Origin of the sequence: Phreatobacter stygius, from assembly GCF_005144885.1 — a bacterium.
Lineage (GTDB): Bacteria > Pseudomonadota > Alphaproteobacteria > Rhizobiales > Phreatobacteraceae > Phreatobacter > Phreatobacter stygius.
In genome coordinates, this window is the sequence record NZ_CP039690.1 from 2,133,335 (window position 1) to 2,151,334 (window position 18,000).

At 66.8% G+C, this 18,000-nt stretch carries 17 protein-coding genes; 6 read left to right on the top strand and 11 right to left on the bottom strand.

Annotated elements, in window-relative coordinates:
• Window positions 1-4: 4 nt before the first annotated feature.
• Together E8M01_RS09715 and E8M01_RS09720 are read right to left on the bottom strand one after the other, a co-directional pair.
• Window positions 5-217, bottom strand: a complete 213-nt coding sequence (locus tag E8M01_RS09715) for an alkylphosphonate utilization protein (RefSeq protein WP_136959938.1) — start codon at window positions 215-217, stop codon at window positions 5-7.
• Window positions 218-231: 14 nt separating this feature from the next.
• Entirely contained in the window at window positions 232-1,287 is a 1,056-nt protein-coding gene (locus E8M01_RS09720) for a lysine-2,3-aminomutase-like protein (RefSeq protein WP_136959939.1), read from the bottom strand.
• 234 nt (window positions 1,288-1,521) lie between these two features.
• Here E8M01_RS09720 and E8M01_RS09725 point away from each other — a divergent pair, with 234 nt between their 5' ends.
• A complete protein-coding gene (locus E8M01_RS09725; protein WP_136959940.1) occupies window positions 1,522-3,135 on the top strand; it encodes a phosphoenolpyruvate carboxykinase in 1,614 nt (537 codons plus the stop codon).
• 84 nt (window positions 3,136-3,219) lie between these two features.
• Here E8M01_RS09725 and E8M01_RS09730 read toward each other — a convergent pair whose 3' ends face one another.
• Together E8M01_RS09730 and E8M01_RS09735 are read right to left on the bottom strand one after the other, a co-directional pair.
• Window positions 3,220-4,035 carry a tetratricopeptide repeat protein gene (locus E8M01_RS09730; protein ID WP_136959941.1) on the bottom strand — a complete coding sequence of 272 codons (816 nt, stop codon included), beginning with the start codon at window positions 4,033-4,035 and terminating at the stop codon, window positions 3,220-3,222.
• Between the two features lie 96 nt (window positions 4,036-4,131).
• Window positions 4,132-5,472: a flavin monoamine oxidase family protein gene (locus E8M01_RS09735; RefSeq protein ID WP_170181844.1), complete on the bottom strand. Its 1,341-nt coding sequence runs from the start codon at window positions 5,470-5,472 to the stop codon at window positions 4,132-4,134.
• Between the two features lie 164 nt (window positions 5,473-5,636).
• Here E8M01_RS09735 and E8M01_RS09740 point away from each other — a divergent pair, with 164 nt between their 5' ends.
• Window positions 5,637-6,467 carry a C40 family peptidase gene (locus E8M01_RS09740; RefSeq protein ID WP_136959943.1) on the top strand — a complete coding sequence of 277 codons (831 nt, stop codon included), beginning with the start codon at window positions 5,637-5,639 and terminating at the stop codon, window positions 6,465-6,467.
• A 10-nt stretch (window positions 6,468-6,477) separates the two neighbouring features.
• Here the strand turns inward: E8M01_RS09740 and E8M01_RS09745 are convergent, their stop codons facing one another.
• Genes E8M01_RS09745 through E8M01_RS09755 form a run of 3 tightly spaced genes read right to left on the bottom strand, consistent with a single transcriptional unit; the run spans window position 6,478 to window position 9,063 of the window.
• Window positions 6,478-7,140 (bottom strand): RraA family protein, encoded by a 663-nt coding sequence (locus tag E8M01_RS09745; protein WP_136959944.1) that lies wholly within the window; start codon window positions 7,138-7,140, stop codon window positions 6,478-6,480.
• Window positions 7,141-7,150: 10 nt separating this feature from the next.
• A complete protein-coding gene (locus E8M01_RS09750; RefSeq protein ID WP_136959945.1) occupies window positions 7,151-7,915 on the bottom strand; it encodes an enoyl-CoA hydratase-related protein in 765 nt (254 codons plus the stop codon).
• Complete coding sequence (locus tag E8M01_RS09755; RefSeq protein ID WP_136959946.1) at window positions 7,912-9,063, bottom strand: CaiB/BaiF CoA transferase family protein; 1,152 nt, start codon at window positions 9,061-9,063, stop codon at window positions 7,912-7,914. Before E8M01_RS09755 ends, E8M01_RS09750 begins: the two co-directional genes overlap by 4 nt.
• A 226-nt stretch (window positions 9,064-9,289) precedes the next feature.
• On the opposite strand from E8M01_RS09755, the gene trxA reads away from it, so the two are divergent.
• Window positions 9,290-10,294: a thioredoxin gene (gene trxA / locus E8M01_RS09760; protein WP_136959947.1), complete on the top strand. Its 1,005-nt coding sequence runs from the start codon at window positions 9,290-9,292 to the stop codon at window positions 10,292-10,294.
• A 43-nt stretch (window positions 10,295-10,337) separates the two neighbouring features.
• Here the strand turns inward: trxA and E8M01_RS09765 are convergent, their stop codons facing one another.
• Both E8M01_RS09765 and ispG read right to left on the bottom strand, forming a co-directional pair.
• Complete coding sequence (locus E8M01_RS09765) at window positions 10,338-11,195, bottom strand: SDR family NAD(P)-dependent oxidoreductase (protein WP_136959948.1); 858 nt, start codon at window positions 11,193-11,195, stop codon at window positions 10,338-10,340.
• Between the two features lie 2 nt (window positions 11,196-11,197).
• Window positions 11,198-12,454 carry a flavodoxin-dependent (E)-4-hydroxy-3-methylbut-2-enyl-diphosphate synthase gene (ispG, locus tag E8M01_RS09770; protein WP_136959949.1) on the bottom strand — a complete coding sequence of 419 codons (1,257 nt, stop codon included), beginning with the start codon at window positions 12,452-12,454 and terminating at the stop codon, window positions 11,198-11,200.
• 237 nt (window positions 12,455-12,691) lie between these two features.
• Between ispG and E8M01_RS09775 the strand changes: the two genes are divergently transcribed.
• On the top strand, window positions 12,692-14,794 hold the full coding sequence (locus tag E8M01_RS09775) for a methyl-accepting chemotaxis protein (protein ID WP_136959950.1): 2,103 nt from the start codon (window positions 12,692-12,694) through the stop codon (window positions 14,792-14,794).
• Between the two features lie 19 nt (window positions 14,795-14,813).
• Here E8M01_RS09775 and E8M01_RS09780 read toward each other — a convergent pair whose 3' ends face one another.
• Window positions 14,814-15,299 carry a transcriptional repressor gene (locus tag E8M01_RS09780; protein WP_136959951.1) on the bottom strand — a complete coding sequence of 162 codons (486 nt, stop codon included), beginning with the start codon at window positions 15,297-15,299 and terminating at the stop codon, window positions 14,814-14,816.
• Window positions 15,300-15,460: 161 nt separating this feature from the next.
• Between E8M01_RS09780 and E8M01_RS09785 the strand changes: the two genes are divergently transcribed.
• Window positions 15,461-16,246: a 3-hydroxybutyrate dehydrogenase gene (locus tag E8M01_RS09785; protein WP_136959952.1), complete on the top strand. Its 786-nt coding sequence runs from the start codon at window positions 15,461-15,463 to the stop codon at window positions 16,244-16,246.
• A complete protein-coding gene (locus tag E8M01_RS09790) occupies window positions 16,243-17,289 on the top strand; it encodes a patatin-like phospholipase family protein (protein ID WP_136959953.1) in 1,047 nt (348 codons plus the stop codon). Before E8M01_RS09785 ends, E8M01_RS09790 begins: the two co-directional genes overlap by 4 nt.
• A 78-nt stretch (window positions 17,290-17,367) precedes the next feature.
• Here the strand turns inward: E8M01_RS09790 and E8M01_RS09795 are convergent, their stop codons facing one another.
• Window positions 17,368-17,802, bottom strand: a complete 435-nt coding sequence (locus E8M01_RS09795) for a tellurite resistance TerB family protein (RefSeq protein WP_136959954.1) — start codon at window positions 17,800-17,802, stop codon at window positions 17,368-17,370.
• Window positions 17,803-18,000: the final 198 nt, after the last annotated feature.

Here is an 18,000-nt window from a genome sequence, read left to right on the forward strand (position 1 = left end):
CTGATCAGGCCTTCTTGAGGAACTCGGTCCTGAGCACCAGCCCTTTGACCTTGTCGACCCGGCACTCCACCTCGTCCTCGTTGTCGGTCAGCCGGATGCCCTTGACCACGGTGCCGCGCTTCAGGGTGACCGAGGTCCCTTTGACCTTCAGATCCTTGATCAGGGTCACCGTGTCGCCGTCCTTCAGGATGGCGCCATTGCTGTCCTTCACATCCATCTGATCAGGTCTCCTCAGTCGTCGGCCGGTGGATAGCTGTGGCGGCCGCCGCGATAGTCGGTCACCTCGCCGGCCCCCGAATAGTCCGGCCCGAGCGGCACCTTGCCTTCGCCGCCGGGAATATCGAGCACATAGGTCGGCTGGGCGAGGCCGGACAAGCGGCCGCGCAACTGGCGCATCAAGGCCTGGCCTTCGGCGATCGTGGTGCGGAAATGCCCGGTCCCGGGTGCCAGATCGGCCTGGTGCAGGTAATAGGGCTTGACCCGGTTGGCCAGGAAGGCGCGCATCAGCGCCGCCATCGTCTCGGCATCGTCATTGATGCCCTTCAACAGCACGCTCTGGCTGACCAAGGCGATGCCGGCATCGGCGAGCAGGCCGAGCGCGGCTTCGGCCCCGGCGCTGAATTCGCGCGGATGGTTGGCGTGAACGGCGACATAGACAGCCTTGCCCGGCGCCCGCAAGGCCCGGGCGAAATCCGCCGTGATACGGGCAGGATCGACCACCGGCACACGGGTATGCCAGCGGATGACCTTGACATGCGGGATGGCGGCAAGCGCCCGCGTCACCGCGCGAACCCGCCTGGCCGACAGCATGAAGGGATCGCCGCCGGTCAGGATCACCTCGAAGATCGCCGGCCGGGCCGCGACATAGGCGAGCGCCTCGGCCAGCGCCGCCGGCGACAGATTGCCCATGCCTTTCGGGCCGACCATTTCGCGCCGGAAGCAGAAGCGGCAATAGACCGGGCAGACATGGACGATCTTCAAGAGAACCCGGTCGGGGTAGCGATGGACGATGCCCTCGACCGGCGAATAGGCCTGATCGCCGATCGGGTCGTCGCGCTCGACCGCCTGCCGGTCGAGCTCGCGGATATCAGGTACGAATTGCGCCGCGATCGGGTCATGCGCATCGGTTCGGTCGATCAGGCCGGCCACGGCGGGCGTCAGCGCCACCGCATAGCGCCCGGCCACCAGCTCGACCTCGCGCCGGCGCGCCGGCGCGACAAGTCGCGCCTCGACCAGATCGTCGGCAGAGCGCAAACTGCGGTCGGATGGGTTCGAAACCGGCTTCATCGCGCGTCTCTGCCGCGCGGCGGCCGCCTTGGCAAGCGCTTCAACGACCCAGGCTCGCCTGCGCGGTCATTCCGGCGCAGGATTGGACTTGGAACTTAGGCCTCTGCCATCGGTTGCACTTGCCGGCCAGGAGCCTTTGGATTAGGGGAAGCGCCATCTTTCGTGACCCCCGTCTTGGGAACACCATACTGCTCTAGCGTGGCGGAAAACGCAGGGGCTCAAGGGAGGACTTCCGTGAATCAGACCGGAACCTGGAATAAGGCGCACGGAGCCGACGCTTTCGGCTTTTCGGGGCTCAAGGCGATCCACTGGAACTATCTCGAACCGCAACTGGTCGAAGAAGCGATCGCCCGCGGCGAAGCCAAACTCTCGGCCGGCGGGCCGCTGGTCGCCGAGACCGGCCAGCACACCGGACGTTCGCCCAAGGACAAGTTCATCGTCCGCGACGCCACCACCGACAAGACGGTATGGTGGGACAATAACGGCGCGATGTCGCCCGAAGCGTTCGAGCTTCTCATGACGGACATGCTGGCCCATGCGGCCGGCCGCGAACTGTTCGCCCAGGACCTGCATGGCGGCGCCGACCCGGCGACCCGGATCAAGACCCGCGTCTTCACCGAATATGCCTGGCACAACCTGTTCATCCGCAATCTCCTGATCCGGCCGGCGCGCGGCGAGCTTGCCTCCTTCGTGCCCGACATGACGATCGTCGACCTGCCGTCGTTCCGGGCCGATCCGAAAAAATACGGCGTGCGCACGGAAACCGTGATCGCCTGCGACTTCACCCGCAAGATCGTGCTGATCGGCGGCTCCAGCTATGCCGGCGAGATGAAGAAATCGGTCTTCACCATGCTGAACTTCCTGCTGCCGCCGCAGGGGGTCATGCCGATGCATTGTTCGGCCAATGTCGGGCCGAACGGCGATACCGCGGTGTTTTTCGGCCTCTCCGGCACCGGCAAGACCACGCTGTCGGCCGATGCGACCCGCACGCTCATCGGCGACGACGAGCATGGCTGGGGCAAGGACGGCATCTTCAACTTCGAAGGCGGCTGCTATGCCAAGGCGATCAAGCTGTCGCGCGAGGCCGAGCCGGAAATCTATGCAACCACCGAGCGCTTCGGCTCGGTGATGGAAAATGTCGTGATCGACCCGGTCACCCGCATCCCGGATTTCGACGACAGCTCGAAGACCGAAAATACCCGCGTCGCCTACCCCATGCATTTCATCGCGAATGCCTCGGAAACCGGCCGCTCCGGCCACCCGAAGAACATCGTGATGCTGACGGCGGATGCCTATGGAGTCATGCCGCCGATCGCCAAGCTGACCCCGGCGGAAGCGATGTATCACTTCCTCTCGGGCTTCACGGCAAAAGTCGCCGGCACCGAAAAGGGCGTGACCGAGCCGCAGCCGACCTTTTCGACCTGCTTCGGCGCTCCGTTCATGCCGCGCCATCCGTCCGAATATGGCAACCTGCTGCGTGAGCTGATCGCCCGGCACCATGTCGATTGCTGGCTGGTCAATACCGGCTGGACCGGCGGCAAGCATGGCGTCGGCCGCCGCATGCCGATCTCGATCACCCGGCTCCTGCTGCGCTCGGCGCTGGACGGATCGCTGAACCGTGCCGATTTCCGTCGCGACCCCTATTTCGGCTTCGCCGTGCCGACCTCGGTGCCGGGCGTGCCGCCGCACATGCTTTATCCGATCAAGACCTGGCGCGATAAGGCCGAGTTCGACACGACCGCGCGCAAGCTGGTCGAGATGTTCCAGGAGAACTTCACCAAGTTCGAGCCCTATGTCGATGCCGACGTGAAGGCGGCGGCGCCAGCGGTCCGTCTCGCCGCCGAATAAGACCGGCGCAGCTTCTGAGCGAAATCGACGGCCGGATGCGTCAGCATTCCGGCCGTCGTCATGTGTTCGCTTGGGTTCCTGACCTCAGCCGCGCGCTGCCGGCGCCGGCGGTCGGCTGCGCGCCGGCGGCGGCGCGCTCTGCCGGGCCAGCATGGAGCGCAGATAGGCGACGTTCTGCTCGGCCTCGGCCGGAGCCAGATCCTTGCGCGCCAGTTCCTCGGCCTCGCCGAACCGGCCTTGCAGGCCAATGACCAGCGCCAGGTTCTGCCTGACCCGCCGATCGGCCGCCGGATGGGCAGCGGCCTGACGCAGCAATTGCTCGGCCTGCGGCAGCTTGCGCGACAAGGCCAGCGACAGGCCGAGATTGCTCAGGACCGCCGGCTGTCCCGGCGCGATCCTGAGCGCGTCCTCATACAATTTCTGGGCTTCGTCATGCCGAGACATCTGGTCCAGGATCGAGCCCTGGACATTGACGATGCGCCAATCCGGCATGTCCGGGCGCTGCGCCCGCGTCAGCACTTGCATGGCCTGCTCGTAGCGGCCGGTATCGGCCAGCGCCCGGCCGTATTCGCCGAGCAGGGCCAGATTGCGCGAATCCCTGATCGCCACCCGCTCCAGCACGGCAACCGCCTGCGCCGCCTGGCCGGTCGCCCTCAACGCCCGGCCATAACGCATGGCGTTGTTGGCATCCTGGGGGCTCGACTGATAGCGCGCGGCAAGGCCGTCGATCTCCTGGCGCGCCTGCTGCTCGGAGAATTGCGCCTGGACCGGCACCGAACCGGTGACATCGCCGCCGCCCGAACGCGACCGCGAGGTACAGCCTGCCAGGGCCAATGCGGCAACCGTCATGGCCAGGATCAGCTGGGATTTGCGCGGCGGGCGCGAAACGAGACGCAGCATCGTGAACTCCGGAATCGGGCAGGATCCCCTCAATGCCTCCGGTCATAATCCGTTAACGTTAATGAGCCGTTGAGATTTCGGCGTGCCCGGCTCGCTTCAGCGCCGCCGCCGATCGACGACCGGCGGCGCGAGCCAGCGCAGCGCCTGGTCGGCGGCCCGCTCGCCCGAGGCCCAGGCGCCTCCGACGGTGCCCCACAAGCCCTCGTCGGTCGCCTCCCCGGCGAACAGGATGCGCTGGCCGACCGGCTCGGCAAGACGCAGCCGCTGCGGCGTCAGGCCGGGACCTGCGACCGACCAGGCACCGCGGACGAAGGGATCGGTGCTCCAGGACGTCACCTGGACCTCACCCAGTGCCCGGCGGGCGCGCGGACCGAGTTCATTGCTGACGAATTCGCTGGCGAAGGCCTTCATCGCCGCCGGCCCCGCGGCCGCCAGGTCGCGGGCGAAGCGGCCGCCGATATCGAGGTACCACCAGTCCGAACCGCCAATCCGGGCAAGCGGCTTGGCGACGGCAGGTCCGTCCGCCTTGATCACGAAGGCCTCGTCCGGCGCCGCATCCACGGGATTGTCGGGCAGATGCACCATCAGGTGTTCATAGGCGCCGCAGGTCAGCCCATTGATGGCGTCCTGCTGGCGTTTGGGAAGCGCCGGCGCGAAGCGGATGACATTGGCGGCGAGCACGGCGGTGGACACCGTGACGATCGCCGCGCGGCCCTTCAGGCTGCCGGCCGGCGTCTCCACCGTCACGCCCCGGCCCGACCAGTCGACCTTGGTCACCGCGGTCGACAACTGGACCGGCAGGCCTTCGGCGAGCTTGGCGATGATGGTGCCGAAGCCTTCCCGGCAGAACATGTCGCGGGTTTCGATGGCATTGTAGAAGTCGACGCAGGAGATTTGCGCCATCTCCTTGCCCGAGTCCCAGGCACCCTTGAGGAATTCGACGGTCGGCCGCCAGTCGGCCAGGTCGCTTGGCACCACTTCGGACAGCGCCACCTCGCGACCGGCTTCGCCTGCGTCCAGGATCGCCCGCTGCGACCGGCGCAGCGCCGAGGCGAAACCCTCCCGCTCGCCTTCGCGCGGCCCCCGGCCTTTGATCAGAAGGCGCTGCTTGTCGGGATCGTCATAGAGCGAAAAGCCGGCGGCGCGGGCGAGCGGCACCAGCGGATTGTCGGCCGGGGCATGAATCCAATGGGCGCCGAGATCCATCGGCATGCCGAAATTGACGGTATCGGTGACGCAGCGGCCGCCGACCCGATCCTTGGCCTCGAGCACCACAACCGACCGGCCGGCGGCGATCAGCTTGCGCGCCGCGGCGATGCCGGCGGCGCCGGCGCCGATGATCACGGTGTCGACCTCGGCCGGCAATCGCGCCCCCTGGGCGGAGGCCTGCCCCGCCGCCAGCGTTGCCGAAGCGGCGAGGAGACTGCGGCGGGTCATCAACATTCCGTTCATTGTGCTCAGCGAATCCCGACAATATGTGACGCTTATCACGGGCTCATGGCACCGTCTTGGCCATGGTGACGCCAGACGTGAACCTGTTTGCAACCGATCGCGACAGACACTTGGCCTCCGGACAACGGGGGTCCCTGGGGAGGGACGTCATGGGAGAACGGCTACTCGAGGCGCTCGGAAGGCGCGTTGCGCGCTTCCTGGACAAGCGGTCGCCGGGCTATGAGCCGACCACGCCGAGCGATCCTTTTGCGCTGCGCGCGGCGCTGCGTCCGGCTGATATCCTGCTGGTCGAAGGCGATACCCGCATCTCCGCCGTGATCAAATACCTGACCCAGTCGACCTGGTCGCACGCCGCCATGTATGTCGGGCCGATCGAGGGCCGTTTCGAACCGAACGGCGAGCCCCATGTGTTGATCGAGGCCTATCTCGGCGAAGGCGTGATCTCCGCGCCCTTGTCGAAATACCGCGACTTCCACACCCGCATCTGCCGGCCGGTGGGCCTGACCACCGACGACCAGCAACGGGTGTCGAGTTTCATGACCGCCCGGATCGGCCTCGACTACGACCTGAAGAACATCCTCGACATGTTGCGCTTCCTGTTGCCCGTGCCGATCCCGGTGCGCTGGCGCCGGCGGATGATCGCCTTCGGCTCCGGCGATCCGACCCGCGCCATCTGCTCGACCCTGATCGCCCAGGCCTTCGAATCCGTGCGCTATCCGATCCTGCCGAAGATCGAACGGGTGGCGCACGAAGGCGAGCAGCGGGTGCGCGGCCGGGCGGCACGGCGGGAGATCCTGCATATCCGCCATCATTCGCTCTATGCGCCGCGCGATTTCGACATCTCGCCCTATTTCGCCATCGTCAAGCCGACGATCCAGCGCGGCTTCAACTACAAGAAGCTGCAGTGGAGCGACGCCGGCTTCGACGGCGACCCGTCGAGCGGCCATGCCGAGGCGCCGCCGCTGGTCTCGGCCGCCTGACCGCCTCCGCTCACAGGAGACCGTGTTTCCTGAAGGCCTCGGCCAGCGACATGCCGGCCTCGATGTCGGCCCGCATGCGCCGTTCGCCGGTGATCTTGCCGAGTGCGGTCGACAGCACCTCCAGCGCAGCGGCGCGCGGCACGACGACCACGCCGTCGACGTCGCCGACAATGATGTCGCCGGGCGCGATGTCGGTCTCGCCAATGCGGATCGGAATATCCTTGGCCGCCATCATGCCGCGGCCCTGGGTATCGGCCGGCGACAGCGCTCCGGTGAACACCGGAAAGCCCATGGCCCGGATCGCCGCGACGTCGCGCGCCGCGCCATCGGTCAGGAACCCCGCGGCATTCAGGTAGCGGGCGCGGGTCGACAGAAGCTCGCCCCAGGGGCCAATGCTGAGATTGCCGCCACACGCCAGCACGCAGACCTCGCCGGCCTTGAGGTCGTCGACCAGCGCGATCTCCAGATCGTAGATGTTCTCGATGTTTTCCCAGATCGGCCGGTAGGAACCGGTGCGGACCGGACCAAACAGCACCGTCCCGTCATCGACCGGGCGAATGTTGGGCGGCAGGATCTGCCGGTGGAACCCGTGCTGGTCGAGCGCATCCGAAACCGGTGCCGAAGCGATCAGCGGCCGGGCTCGTTCGATGATGTCGGCAAAACTCTCGGTCATGCTCCGTCCTTCACGTCGTGCGCTTGGCGAGGAAGTTGGCGACGCCCTTGGCGAAGGCCGGTTTGCCGATGAGCTGGACCTGGGTCTCGCGCTCGTCGTCGAGCTGATCGCCAAGCCCGCGCGTCTCGGCGGCATCCAGCAGCCGGCGGATATTGGCAAAGGCCTCCGCCGATCCCTCGCCGAGCCGCGTCGCGATCGAGCGGGCCGACGCCATGCAGGCATCGTCATCGACACAGGTCCAGACCAATCCCCATGCGGCGGCGGTCTCGGCCGGCAGCTTGTCGCCGAGCAGGGCCAGCGCCCGCGCGCGGGCCCGCCCGATGGCGCGCGGCAGGAACCAGGTCACGCCGAGATCCGGCACCAGCCCGAGCTGCGGTCCGAAGGTGAGCACAAAACTCGCCGAGCGCACGGCAACGGCAATGTCGCAGGCCAGCGCCAGGCCGACACCTGCCCCCGCGGCGACGCCATTGATCGCCGCGACCGTCGGTTTCGGAAAGCCGTCGATCGCCATGATCAACGGGTTGTAGAGATCGCGCATGGCAGCATTGACGCCATCGGCCGACGGCGCCAGCCCCTGCAGATCGGCGCCGGCGCAGAAACCGCGCCCGGCTCCGGTCAGGATCAAGGCCTTCACCGCCGCGTCGGCTCTTGCCGCCGCCACCGCCGCAAGGCTCTCGACGACCAGCTGGTCGTTAAAGGCATTGAGCCGGTCCGGCCGGTTGAGCGTCAATGTCGCGATGCCGTCGGTCACCGCATAGATCGTTGCTTCGGTCACGCGTCGATCCTTCCCGCGATCAGGCCCGATGCCTTGGCCGCCTCGATCTCCTGCCGGCTGAAGCCGGCCCCCAGCAGCAAGGAGCCGGTATCGGCCCCGGGTTCGCCGGATGGCGTCCCGAGCCGCGTCGGCGTTGCCGAGAAGCGCGGCGCCGGTTGCGGCATCGGCGCGCCATCGACCTCGGTGAACGTGCCGCGGGCGACATTATGGGGATGGGTCGCGGCTTCCGCGGGATCCAGCACCGGCGCGAAACAGACATCGCTGCCGTCGAGCAGGTCGCACCAGGCATCGCGCGTCCGGGACTTGAACGTTGCCGTCAATGTCGCCCTGAGGTCGGGCCACATTGCCTTGTCCCACTGCTTGGCGAAACGCGGATCGGTCAGATCCAGGAGCCGGATCAGCGCGGCGTAGAATTGCGGCTCGAGCGAACCGATCGAGACGTAGCGCCCATCGGCGGTCTCATAGACGCCGTAGAACGGCGCTCCGCCGTCGAGCATGTTGGCTTCACGCTCGACCTTCCAGGTCTTCTTGCCGATCATGCCGAAGATGATCGAGCCCAGCACGGCAGCGCCGTCGACCATGGCGGCGTCCACCACCTGGCCCTTGCCGGTGGCGCGCGCGCTGAGCACGCCGGCGGTGATGCCAAGCGCCAGCATCATGCCGCCGCCGCCGAAATCGCCGACCAGGTTCAAGGGAATGGCCGGCGGCCGGTCGGCCGGGCCGATCGGCCAGAGCATGCCCGACAGAGCCGCGTAGTTGATGTCGTGGCCGGGCGCCGAGGCCAGCGGCCCGTCCTGGCCCCAGCCGGTCATCCGGCCATAAACGAGGCGCGGATTGGCGGCGAGACAGACGTCAGGGCCGAGGCCGAGCCGCTCGGCGACACCTGGGCGAAAGCCTTCGATCAGCGCATCCACCTTGGCCACGAAGCGCAGGATCAGTTCGGCCGCGCCGGGTTTTTTCAGATCGACCGCGATCGACTTGCGGCCCCGGCCGAGCGAGCCGTCCGCCGACCAGGAGGCAGCCCCGGCCCGATCGACCCGGATCACCTCGGCGCCCATGTCGGCCAGCATCATGCCGCAGAATGGTCCGGGCCCCAGGCCCGCCAGTTCGATCACCGTCAGGCCGGCCAGCGGTCCGCCATGGGTCAATGCTTCCTCCTCGGCCGATCGAAGCGGCCTGTCCTGCTTGGGCCAAGACGCTAGTCGGCACTCAAAGCCTGTCAAGCCAAGGGCATTCGGCCAGTCGGCCGATGGCCGTCTGGCCACGGCCACCACCGCACGGCTCGATTTCACGTTGCATTTTGAGCCTGAGCGTCCATCTATGCCTCGAACAATTCGATCACGGCGGGCCCGGCGGTCCTGCGAGGAGCATGCGATGAGCGGCAACGGCAGCGCGAAGTTTGGTGGATCCTTTGGCGGCTCCTTCGGTGGCGGTTATGGCGGAGCGGCAGCTCAGCCGGCGGTTCAGCCGGCAGCTCCGGCCGCGTCGCCGGCCAGTGCCGCCCCGGTCGAAGGCCTGGTCAAGGAGACGACCACCAAGGATTTCGTCAAGGATGTGCTGGAGGAATCCAAGACCCAGCCGGTTCTGGTCGATTTCTGGGCGCCCTGGTGCGGCCCCTGCAAGCAGCTCACCCCGGTGATCGAGAAGGTGGTCAATGCCTTCAAGGGCAAGGTGAAGCTGGTCAAGATGAACATCGACGACCATCCCCAGGTCGCCGGCCAGCTCGGCATCCAGTCGATCCCGGCGGTCATCGCCTTCGACAAGGGCCAGGCCATCGATGGCTTCATGGGTGCCCTGCCCGAGGGGCAGGTCAGCGCCTTCATCGAAAAGCTGGTAGGCAGCAAGGCTGGCGCCGACATGGCCGAGGTGATCACCCAGGCCGATGGCCTGCTGGCCGAAGGCAATCTCGCCGGCGCGGCCGAGATCTATGCCCAGGTGTTGAGCGTCGAGCCGGACAATCTCGGGGCGCTTGGCGGCCTGGCGCGCGCAGCCGTCGAGGCGGGCGATCTGGAACAGGCCAAGGCCGTGCTGGCCCAGGTGCCCGAGAACAAGCTGAACGACAAGGCGGTGGCCGCCGCCAAGGCCGCGCTCGAGCTTGCCGAGCAGGCGGCCGAGCTCGGTCCGATCCAGGAATTCGAAGACAAGATCGCCAAGAACCCGGCCGATCATCAGGCCCGTTTCGATCTCGCGGTGGCGCTGAACGCCGCCGGCAAGCGCGACGAAGCCGCCGACCACTTGCTCGAGATCTTCAAGCGCGACCGCGCCTGGAACGACGATGGCGCGCGCAAGCAGCTGGTCCAGTTCTTCGAGGCCTGGGGGCCCATGGACGAGGCGACGCTCGCCGGCCGCCGCAAATTGTCGTCCCTGCTGTTCCGCTAAGACAAGGAGGCGCCTGGCCCCGCCTCGCGCGGCCGGGCGTCGGCTATTTGCGGCGGTTCAGGCCGAGGCGCTTGGCCGCCAGCCGGTCGAGCACGCGGTCGGGCAGCAGCCGCGGCAGCGTCCAGTTGGTCAGCGACGAACGCGTCAGCGGATAACGCGTTTTCGGTTTCGCCGTGGTCAGCGCGTGAAACACGACGTCGGCGACGGCTTCCGCCGGCAGCGCGTCATTTGCCCGCGCCAGCACTTCCTTCTCGAATTTTTCGATGATCGGTCCGTAAAAGGTCGCCTGATAGCGGCTGCGATCGATCGCGGCGGAGGATTTTTCCCAGATCGGCGTCGCCACCGGCCCCGGGCCGATGATCACCACGTCGACGCCGAACGGCATCAGCTCGCGGCGCAGTGCGTGGCTGACCGCCTCGACGGCGTGTTTCGACGCGGCATAGCCGCCGACGAAAGGCCAGACCAGTTCGCCCGACACCGACGACATGGTGACGATACGGCCGGGCTTGCCGGTGAAGCGCTCGCTGGCGCCGAGAAGGCCGGCAAAGGCCTGAACGGTCGCCACCAGGCCGCGCACATTGACGTTCCACTGCTGGTCCAGCTCATCCAGCGGCTGGTGCAGCAGCGGCCCCGGCAGCGACACGCCGGCGTTGCAGACCAGGCCGGCCAGCGGCTCATGGCCCAGCGCATCCGCAACCATGGTCGCGGCAAGGCCAAGTGAATCGATATCGGTGACGTCGGCGATCAGTCCGGTGAAATTTTCGCCGAGAGCCAGCTTCAGCCGCTCGCGATCCTCGACCCGGCGCACCGTGCCGAAGACACGCCAGCCGCGCCTGGTCAGATCGGCGGCGATCGCTTCACCGATGCCGGTGGAGACGCCGGTGACGACCGCGGCGGGCATGCCTACTCCGCCGCCGTGGCTTGCGGCCGGCCGACACCATAACGTTTCTCGATATAGTCGATCACCATGGCCTTGAAGTCGGCGGCAACGGTCGGGCCGCGCAGCGTGGTGACCTTGTGCCCGTCGACGAAGACCGGAGCGGCCGGGTTTTCGCCGGTACCCGGCAACGAAATGCCGATATCGGCATGTTTCGATTCGCCCGGCCCATTCACGATACAGCCCATGACGGCGACATTCAGCGCCTCGACGCCGGGATAGCGGGTCTTCCACTCCGGCATCGATGCGTGGATGAAACCCTGGATGTCCTGGGCCAGCTCCTGGAACAGCGTCGAGGTGGTGCGGCCGCAGCCCGGACAGGCCGCGACCAGCGGCACGAAGGTTCTGATGCCCATGGTCTGCAGGATCTCCTGCGCGACCTTCACCTCCAGCGTCCGGTCGCCGTTCGGCTCGGGCGTCAGCGATACGCGAACGGTATCGCCGATGCCGTCCTGCAGCACGACACCGAGCGCCGCCGAGGAAGCGACAATGCCTTTCGAGCCCATGCCGGCCTCGGTGAGACCGAGATGCAGCGCATAGTCCGCCCGCAACGCGAGCATCCGATAGACCGAAATCAGATCCTGCACCGCCGAAACCTTGGCCGACAGGATGATCCGGTCCTTGGCAAGGCCAATCTCCTCGGCACGCCTGGCGGACAGCACGCAGGACTGGACCATCGCCTCATGCATGACCGCGCGCGCCTCCAGCGGCGCGGCGCTCTTGGCGTTCTCGTCCATCAGATGGGTCAGCAGTTCCTGGTCGAGCGAACCCCAATTGGCGCCGATGCGCACGGCCTTGCCATGTTCGATCGCCTTTTCGACGATCATGGCGAATTGCCTGTCCTTCTTGTCCTTGAAACCGACATTGCCCGGGTTGATCCGGTATTTGTCGAGCGCTTCGGCGCAGGCCGGATGATCGGCCAGCAGCTTGTGGCCGATATAATGGAAGTCGCCGACCAGCGGCACTTCGACGCGCATGCGGGCGAGCCGGTCGCGGATATGCGGCACGGCGGCGGCGCTCTCGTCGCGATCGACCGTGATGCGCACCAGTTCCGAGCCGGCGCGTGCCAGGGCCGCGACCTGGCGAACCGTCGCCTCGACATCGGCGGTATCGGTGTTGGTCATCGACTGGACGACGATCGGTGCGCCGCCGCCGACCTGGACCGAGCCGACTTTGACGCCGACCGTCCGCTGGCGGGTTTTCACCCCAAAGCCCTGGATCATCGCTCTCGTCTCCGCTTATGCGCCCTGAGCACATAACCTTCCCCGGGCCGACAAGCCAGAGGCCCGGCGCCGGGTCGGCCGACCGTGTGCCGCGGCCTGTCGAAGCGGCAGTCGGCGCGAGGCTGGTGCTGACCGAACGTCATAGCGGTGTTTCATGACAAGATTTGGCTGCGACATCTCTGACTTAATCGAAACTTCACCAAGACTTGCTCAGCTGCGCCACGAAAAAAAGAACCGATGGGAACACTGATGCTCGCCTTCAATCTTCGCGCCAAGTTGATCGCCGGTTTCGCCGCCCTCATAGCGATCTCGGCGGTGAGCGCCGGTGTCTCGGTCTGGCGCGCCCGGACCATTTCGGAAAGCATGGAGAAGGTGGCCGCGGTGCGCTCGCCGACCGCCATTCTCGGCACCCGCATCGTCGACGCAGTGAACCGCACGCAGGTCGCGCTGCGCGACCATCTGATCGATCCCGACGAAGCCCATGTCCGGCGCTGGGAGCAGATTTGGCGCGATCTCACCAAGGCGCGCGACGAGATGGACCGCTACGCCGCCGATTTCGCCGACGAGGCTCATCGCGCCAGGTGGAAAGAGGCCCACCCGCTGTTCGAGGACATGCAGAAGGCCCAGCAACGGCTGCTTGCCGTGGTCGGTACGCCGGATCATTACCCGGCCCTGACGGCCTATGAACGCGAGATCGTGCCGCGCCTTCAGCCACTGGAGGAGGCGCTCGGCATCCTGATCACCAAGGAGATCAGCAATCCCGTCGCGTCCGAGCAATTGCTGACCGCGGGCGTGGCGCTGCAATCCAGCATTCTGTCGGCGACCCGCCACCTGCGCGGCTTCATCCATCTGGGCCGGGATCAGGACAAGGCCGCCTTCGAGCGCGCCTGGACCACCGCCGGCGACCGGATCCGCGACATTGGCGGGCTCGCCAGCGCACTCTCGGAAGACCAGACCAGGGCGCTGAACCAGATCCGCTTCGGCTTCCTGTCGGTGCGCAAGGGCTCGGCCGCGGCAACCTCGCTGCGCAGCGGTTCGGGATGGAATGCGCCGCTTGCGATGATGCACGATCAGGTGACACCACTGACCAATCGCATTCTGGATGCGCTCGAGGGGCCCGCCAATGCCGAAGGCGTCCGCCAAGGCGGCCTGATCGACGGCCAGATCGCACTGCTGACCGAAGACACCCGCAATTCCGCCGATCTCGCCAATTCGCTGTCGACCGCGCTGACGCTGGCGGCATTGCTGTCGCTGGTCGCCGGCCTTGCCATAGCGCTGGTGTTGGCCCGGATGATCGTCCGGCCGATCAGCGGCATGACCGCCGCGATGCAGGACCTGTCCTCCGGCAAGCTCGACATCGCCATTCCCGGCCAGGGCCGAACCGACGAGGTTGGCGCCATGGCCGGCGCCATGGCGGTGTTCCGCGACACCATGCGTGATGCCGACCAGGCGCGCAGCGAAGAACAGGCCCGCCAGCTCGCCGAAGCCGAACGGCTCGCCCGGCGCAATGCCGTGGCCGAAGCCTTCGTCGCCAAGATGAGCGACCTCGCCTCCGGCTTCACCGCCTCCTCCGGCCGCGTCGCGGTTTCGGCAAGCGACCTCTCGGCGACCGCGGAGGAAACCTCACGCCAGGCCGGCGAAGTGGCGGGCGCCGCCGAAATCGCCTCGATCAACGTCCAGACGGTTGCCGCCTCGACCGAGGAGCTCGCGGCATCGGTGCGCGAGATCAACGCGCAGGTGATGAAATCGGCGGAGAGCGCCGACACCGCCGTCGGCGAAGCCAAGCGTTCGGAAGAGCAGATCCGCGACCTCGCCGGCTCCGCCGACCGGATCGGCGACGTCGTCAACCTGATCAAGGCGATCGCCGACCAGACCAATCTGCTGGCGCTCAACGCGACCATCGAGGCCGCCCGCGCCGGCGAATCCGGCAGGGGTTTCGCGGTGGTCGCCTCGGAGGTGAAAAACCTCGCCGCCCAGACCGCCAAGGCGACCGAGGAGATCGCCACCAAGATCACCGAGATCCAGGGCGCCACCGCCGCCACCGTCATGTCGATTACCGCCATCGGCTCGACCATCGACACGATCAAGGCGATCACCGCCGCGGTTGCCGCCGCCATCGAACAGCAGGGCGCGGCAACCCATGAGATCGCCGGCAATTGCCAGAAAGCGGCAGCCGCCGCCGCCGGCGTCACCGGCACGATAACCGGCGTCGGCCAGGCCGCCGAGACGACCGGTCGGTCGGCCGGCGAATTGACCGGGCTTGCCACCGACCTTGCCGGCCATGCCGGCACGCTGCAGGACGAGGTTCAGGCCTTTGTCGATGCGCTGAAGGCGGCCTGATCCGGCGGCTTCGGCCGCCTCAGCCGCAATGCGCGCAGCGACCGAACATCTCGACCACCTGTGACGCCGGCCGGAAGCCGGCGCCCTGGGCGATCTTGTCGAGGTCGCGCTGGACGCTCGCGGCCGGCGCCTCGGAGACGCAACCGCAGGCGTCGCAGATCATGAACACCACGAGATCCGAGCGGTCGTGCCGATGGGCGCAGGCAATGAAGGCGTTGCGGCTCTCGATGCGATGGGCAAGGCCGGCTTCCAGCAGGAAGTCCAGCGCCCGATAGACGGTGATCGGTGCCGGCCGCCGGCCGCTCGCGCCGTGCATGCGTTCGATCAGGTCATAGGCGCCGACCGGCGCCGATGAAGCCGCCAGATGTTCCAGCACCTCGCGGCGGATCGGCGTCAGCTTGAGACGACGTTCGGCGCAGCGTGTCTCGGCAAAGGCCAGCGCATCGGCCGGCGGATGGCCGTGCTCGCAGGCATGATCGTGCGCCGTTGCTCGGACTTTCAACATGGCGTTGACTTCACTCCAGATCTTGCGGCGGTCTTATCACGACAGCGTGTCGGGCCAAAGCCGCACCGCAGCTCGGCCAATGTTGCAATGCAAACGGCTCGCGACCGTGCCAACATGCCGCGATTTGGCGTTGGACCGGCGTGACACAGGAGATGGATATCATGGCGTTGAATGGGAAGAGCGCGCTCGTCACCGGGTCGACCAGCGGCATCGGTCTGGGGATCGCCAAGGCGCTTGCGCATGAAGGCGCCGACATCATGCTGAACGGCCTCGGCAAGCCCGAGGAGATCGAGGCGATCCGGGCGTCGCTGGCCGCCGAGACCGGCCGCAAGGTGTTGTTCTCGCCCGCCGACATGACCAAGCCCGACGAGATCGCCGCCCTGGTCAGGGCCGCCGAGCAGGGCCTCGGCAAGGTCGATATCCTGGTCAACAGCGCCGGCATCCAGCATGTCTCGCCGGTCGAGGAATTCCCGATCGAAAAGTTCGACGCGATCATCGCGATCAATCTGGTCTCCGGTTTCCATCTGACCCGGGCCGTGGTGCCGGGCATGAAGGCAAACGGCTTCGGCCGGATCATCAACATCGCCTCCGCCCATTCGGTGGTCGCCTCGCCGTTCAAGTCGGCCTATGTCGCCGCCAAGCATGGCCTGCTCGGCTTCACCAAGACCATCGCGCTCGAGCTCGCCAGCTTCGGCATCACCGCCAATTGCATCTCGCCCGGCTATGTCTGGACGCCGCTGGTGGAAAAGCAGATCCCCGACACGATGAAGGCGCGCAACATGACCAAGGAACAGGTCATCAACGACGTGCTTTTGACCGCCCAGCCGACCAAAAAATTCGTCACCACCGACGAGGTCGCGGCGCTGGCGCTCTACCTCGCTTCCGATGCGGCGGCCTCGGTGACCGGCGCCAACATGCTGATCGACGGTGGCTGGACGGCCGCATGAAGAAGAACGGCGGCAAGCGCATCAATCTCGCGCTGCAGGGCGGAGGCGCGCACGGCGCCTTCACCTGGGGCGTGCTGGACGGCCTGCTCTCGGATATGCGCTTGACCATCGACGGCGTCACCGGCGCCTCCGCCGGCGCGATCAATGCGGTGCTGCTCGCCGATGGCCTGGCTGCCGGCGGCCCGATCGCCGCGCAGGACCGGCTTTCGGCCTTCTGGAAGGCGACATCGATCGACGGCAACATGGCGCCACTGCAGCGCCAGGTGATCGACCGGCTGTTCTCGGTGATGCCCTATGCGGGGTCGCCAATGGAAGCCTGGATGAATTCGATGCAGCGCTTCTTTTCCCCCTATGATCTCAACCCCTTCGACATCAATCCACTGCAGGACCTGATCCACCAGTTCGTCGATTTCGAGCGGCTGGCCGCTTATGACCGGCTGCAGGTTTTCATCGCCGCGACCAATGTCACGACCGGCAAGCTCGCCTTGTTCAGCCGCGAGCGCATGACCTGCAAGGCGGTCATGGCCTCGGCCTGCCTGCCGATGCTGTTCAAGGCCGTGGAGATCGACGGCGTGCCCTATTGGGACGGCGGCTATATGGGCAATCCGCCAATCTTTCCGCTGTTTCGCACGACCGAGGCGGAAGACGTCATCCTGGTGCAGATCAATCCGGTGGTTCGCCAGGAAACCCCGACATCGTCACGCGACATCGTCAACCGGGTCAACGAGATCACCTTCAATTCCTCGCTGCAGTCGGAACTGCGCGCAGTCGAATTCGTCTCCCGCCTGGTCGCCGAGGGCAAGCTGCCGCATGGCCGGCGGCCCGGCCAGTATCGCCACGTGAAGATGCACCGCATCGCGCTCGGCGACGCCATCGAAGGGCTGACGGCGAGCTCGAAGACCACGACGGACTATGATTTCTTCCTGCAGCTGCGCGATGCCGGCCGGCTTGCCGCCAAACATTTCCTCGACACCCACTACGACGATCTGGGCGTGCGCAGCACGCTCGATCTCAAGGCCGAGATTGCCGCCGAGAAAGGCTGACCCAGCTGGCCGGATGGCCCGGCGCAGGCCGCATCCAACCGTCGGTCAAACGCCAGTCAAGCGCCAGTCAAACGCCAGTCAAACGCCCTCGGGCCTTTGGGCGCCGGCCTGCGGCACGCCCAGCAGATCGGCGGCGCGGGCAACCACCGCCTCCTCGAATTCATGGGCCTCGCCGTCGGCCAGCACCAGGCTCCACATCATCTCGACGATGCGCCGGCGCTCGGTCTCGTCCAGCTTGCGCACCAGCACGGCGGTGAAGGTGGTCAGGTCCACCGCTTCGTTCTCGGCATTGGTCGCCGCCTCGATCAGGAGCTCGGTGTCATGCGCGCCAAGCGTGAAACCGCGCGACAGGATGATCTTGAGCTTGGCGAGCTCGACCGGAGCGACATCGCCGTCGACCGTCATGACATGGACCAGCAGAGCCGCCGCGGCGACCCGGTAGTCGCCCGCCTCGAAGGTTTCCTGCCGTTCGCCGGCCATATCCGCGATCAATGCGAAGAACTTGTCGAGCATGGTGACATCCGCAGCCTCTCTGCGTGGTGTAGCCAATCCCCTCGGGCTCAGGAAGAGGTCCAAGAGGCCGAGACCTGCGGCAAGATGTGCTGGCAGCGCATGGCGTCATCCCGACGCATCGGGGCGATTCAGGTTGGCCCGGCCGCGTGGCCGCGCTACGACACGCGCGCCGCGAGACGGCGGCCCATGGGAGATCAA

What these genes read in the sequence shown, in the direction of transcription:
- E8M01_RS09765 (WP_136959948.1), bottom strand. Translation starts at nt 11,195, where the DNA reads ATGCCCGCCGCGGTCGTCACCGGCGTCTCCACCGGCATCGGTGAAGCG.
- E8M01_RS09740 (WP_136959943.1), top strand. Translation starts at nt 5,637, where the DNA reads ATGGGAGAACGGCTACTCGAGGCGCTCGGAAGGCGCGTTGCGCGCTTC.
- E8M01_RS09730 (WP_136959941.1), bottom strand. Translation starts at nt 4,035, where the DNA reads ATGCTGCGTCTCGTTTCGCGCCCGCCGCGCAAATCCCAGCTGATCCTG.
- E8M01_RS09735 (WP_170181844.1), bottom strand. Translation starts at nt 5,472, where the DNA reads ATGACCCGCCGCAGTCTCCTCGCCGCTTCGGCAACGCTGGCGGCGGGG.
- E8M01_RS09745 (WP_136959944.1), bottom strand. Translation starts at nt 7,140, where the DNA reads ATGACCGAGAGTTTTGCCGACATCATCGAACGAGCCCGGCCGCTGATC.
- E8M01_RS09795 (WP_136959954.1), bottom strand. Translation starts at nt 17,802, where the DNA reads ATGCTCGACAAGTTCTTCGCATTGATCGCGGATATGGCCGGCGAACGG.
- E8M01_RS09775 (WP_136959950.1), top strand. Translation starts at nt 12,692, where the DNA reads ATGGGAACACTGATGCTCGCCTTCAATCTTCGCGCCAAGTTGATCGCC.
- E8M01_RS09715 (WP_136959938.1), bottom strand. Translation starts at nt 217, where the DNA reads ATGGATGTGAAGGACAGCAATGGCGCCATCCTGAAGGACGGCGACACG.
- E8M01_RS09780 (WP_136959951.1), bottom strand. Translation starts at nt 15,299, where the DNA reads ATGTTGAAAGTCCGAGCAACGGCGCACGATCATGCCTGCGAGCACGGC.
- E8M01_RS09785 (WP_136959952.1), top strand. Translation starts at nt 15,461, where the DNA reads ATGGCGTTGAATGGGAAGAGCGCGCTCGTCACCGGGTCGACCAGCGGC.
- trxA (WP_136959947.1), top strand. Translation starts at nt 9,290, where the DNA reads ATGAGCGGCAACGGCAGCGCGAAGTTTGGTGGATCCTTTGGCGGCTCC.
- E8M01_RS09720 (WP_136959939.1), bottom strand. Translation starts at nt 1,287, where the DNA reads ATGAAGCCGGTTTCGAACCCATCCGACCGCAGTTTGCGCTCTGCCGAC.
- E8M01_RS09790 (WP_136959953.1), top strand. Translation starts at nt 16,243, where the DNA reads ATGAAGAAGAACGGCGGCAAGCGCATCAATCTCGCGCTGCAGGGCGGA.
- ispG (WP_136959949.1), bottom strand. Translation starts at nt 12,454, where the DNA reads ATGATCCAGGGCTTTGGGGTGAAAACCCGCCAGCGGACGGTCGGCGTC.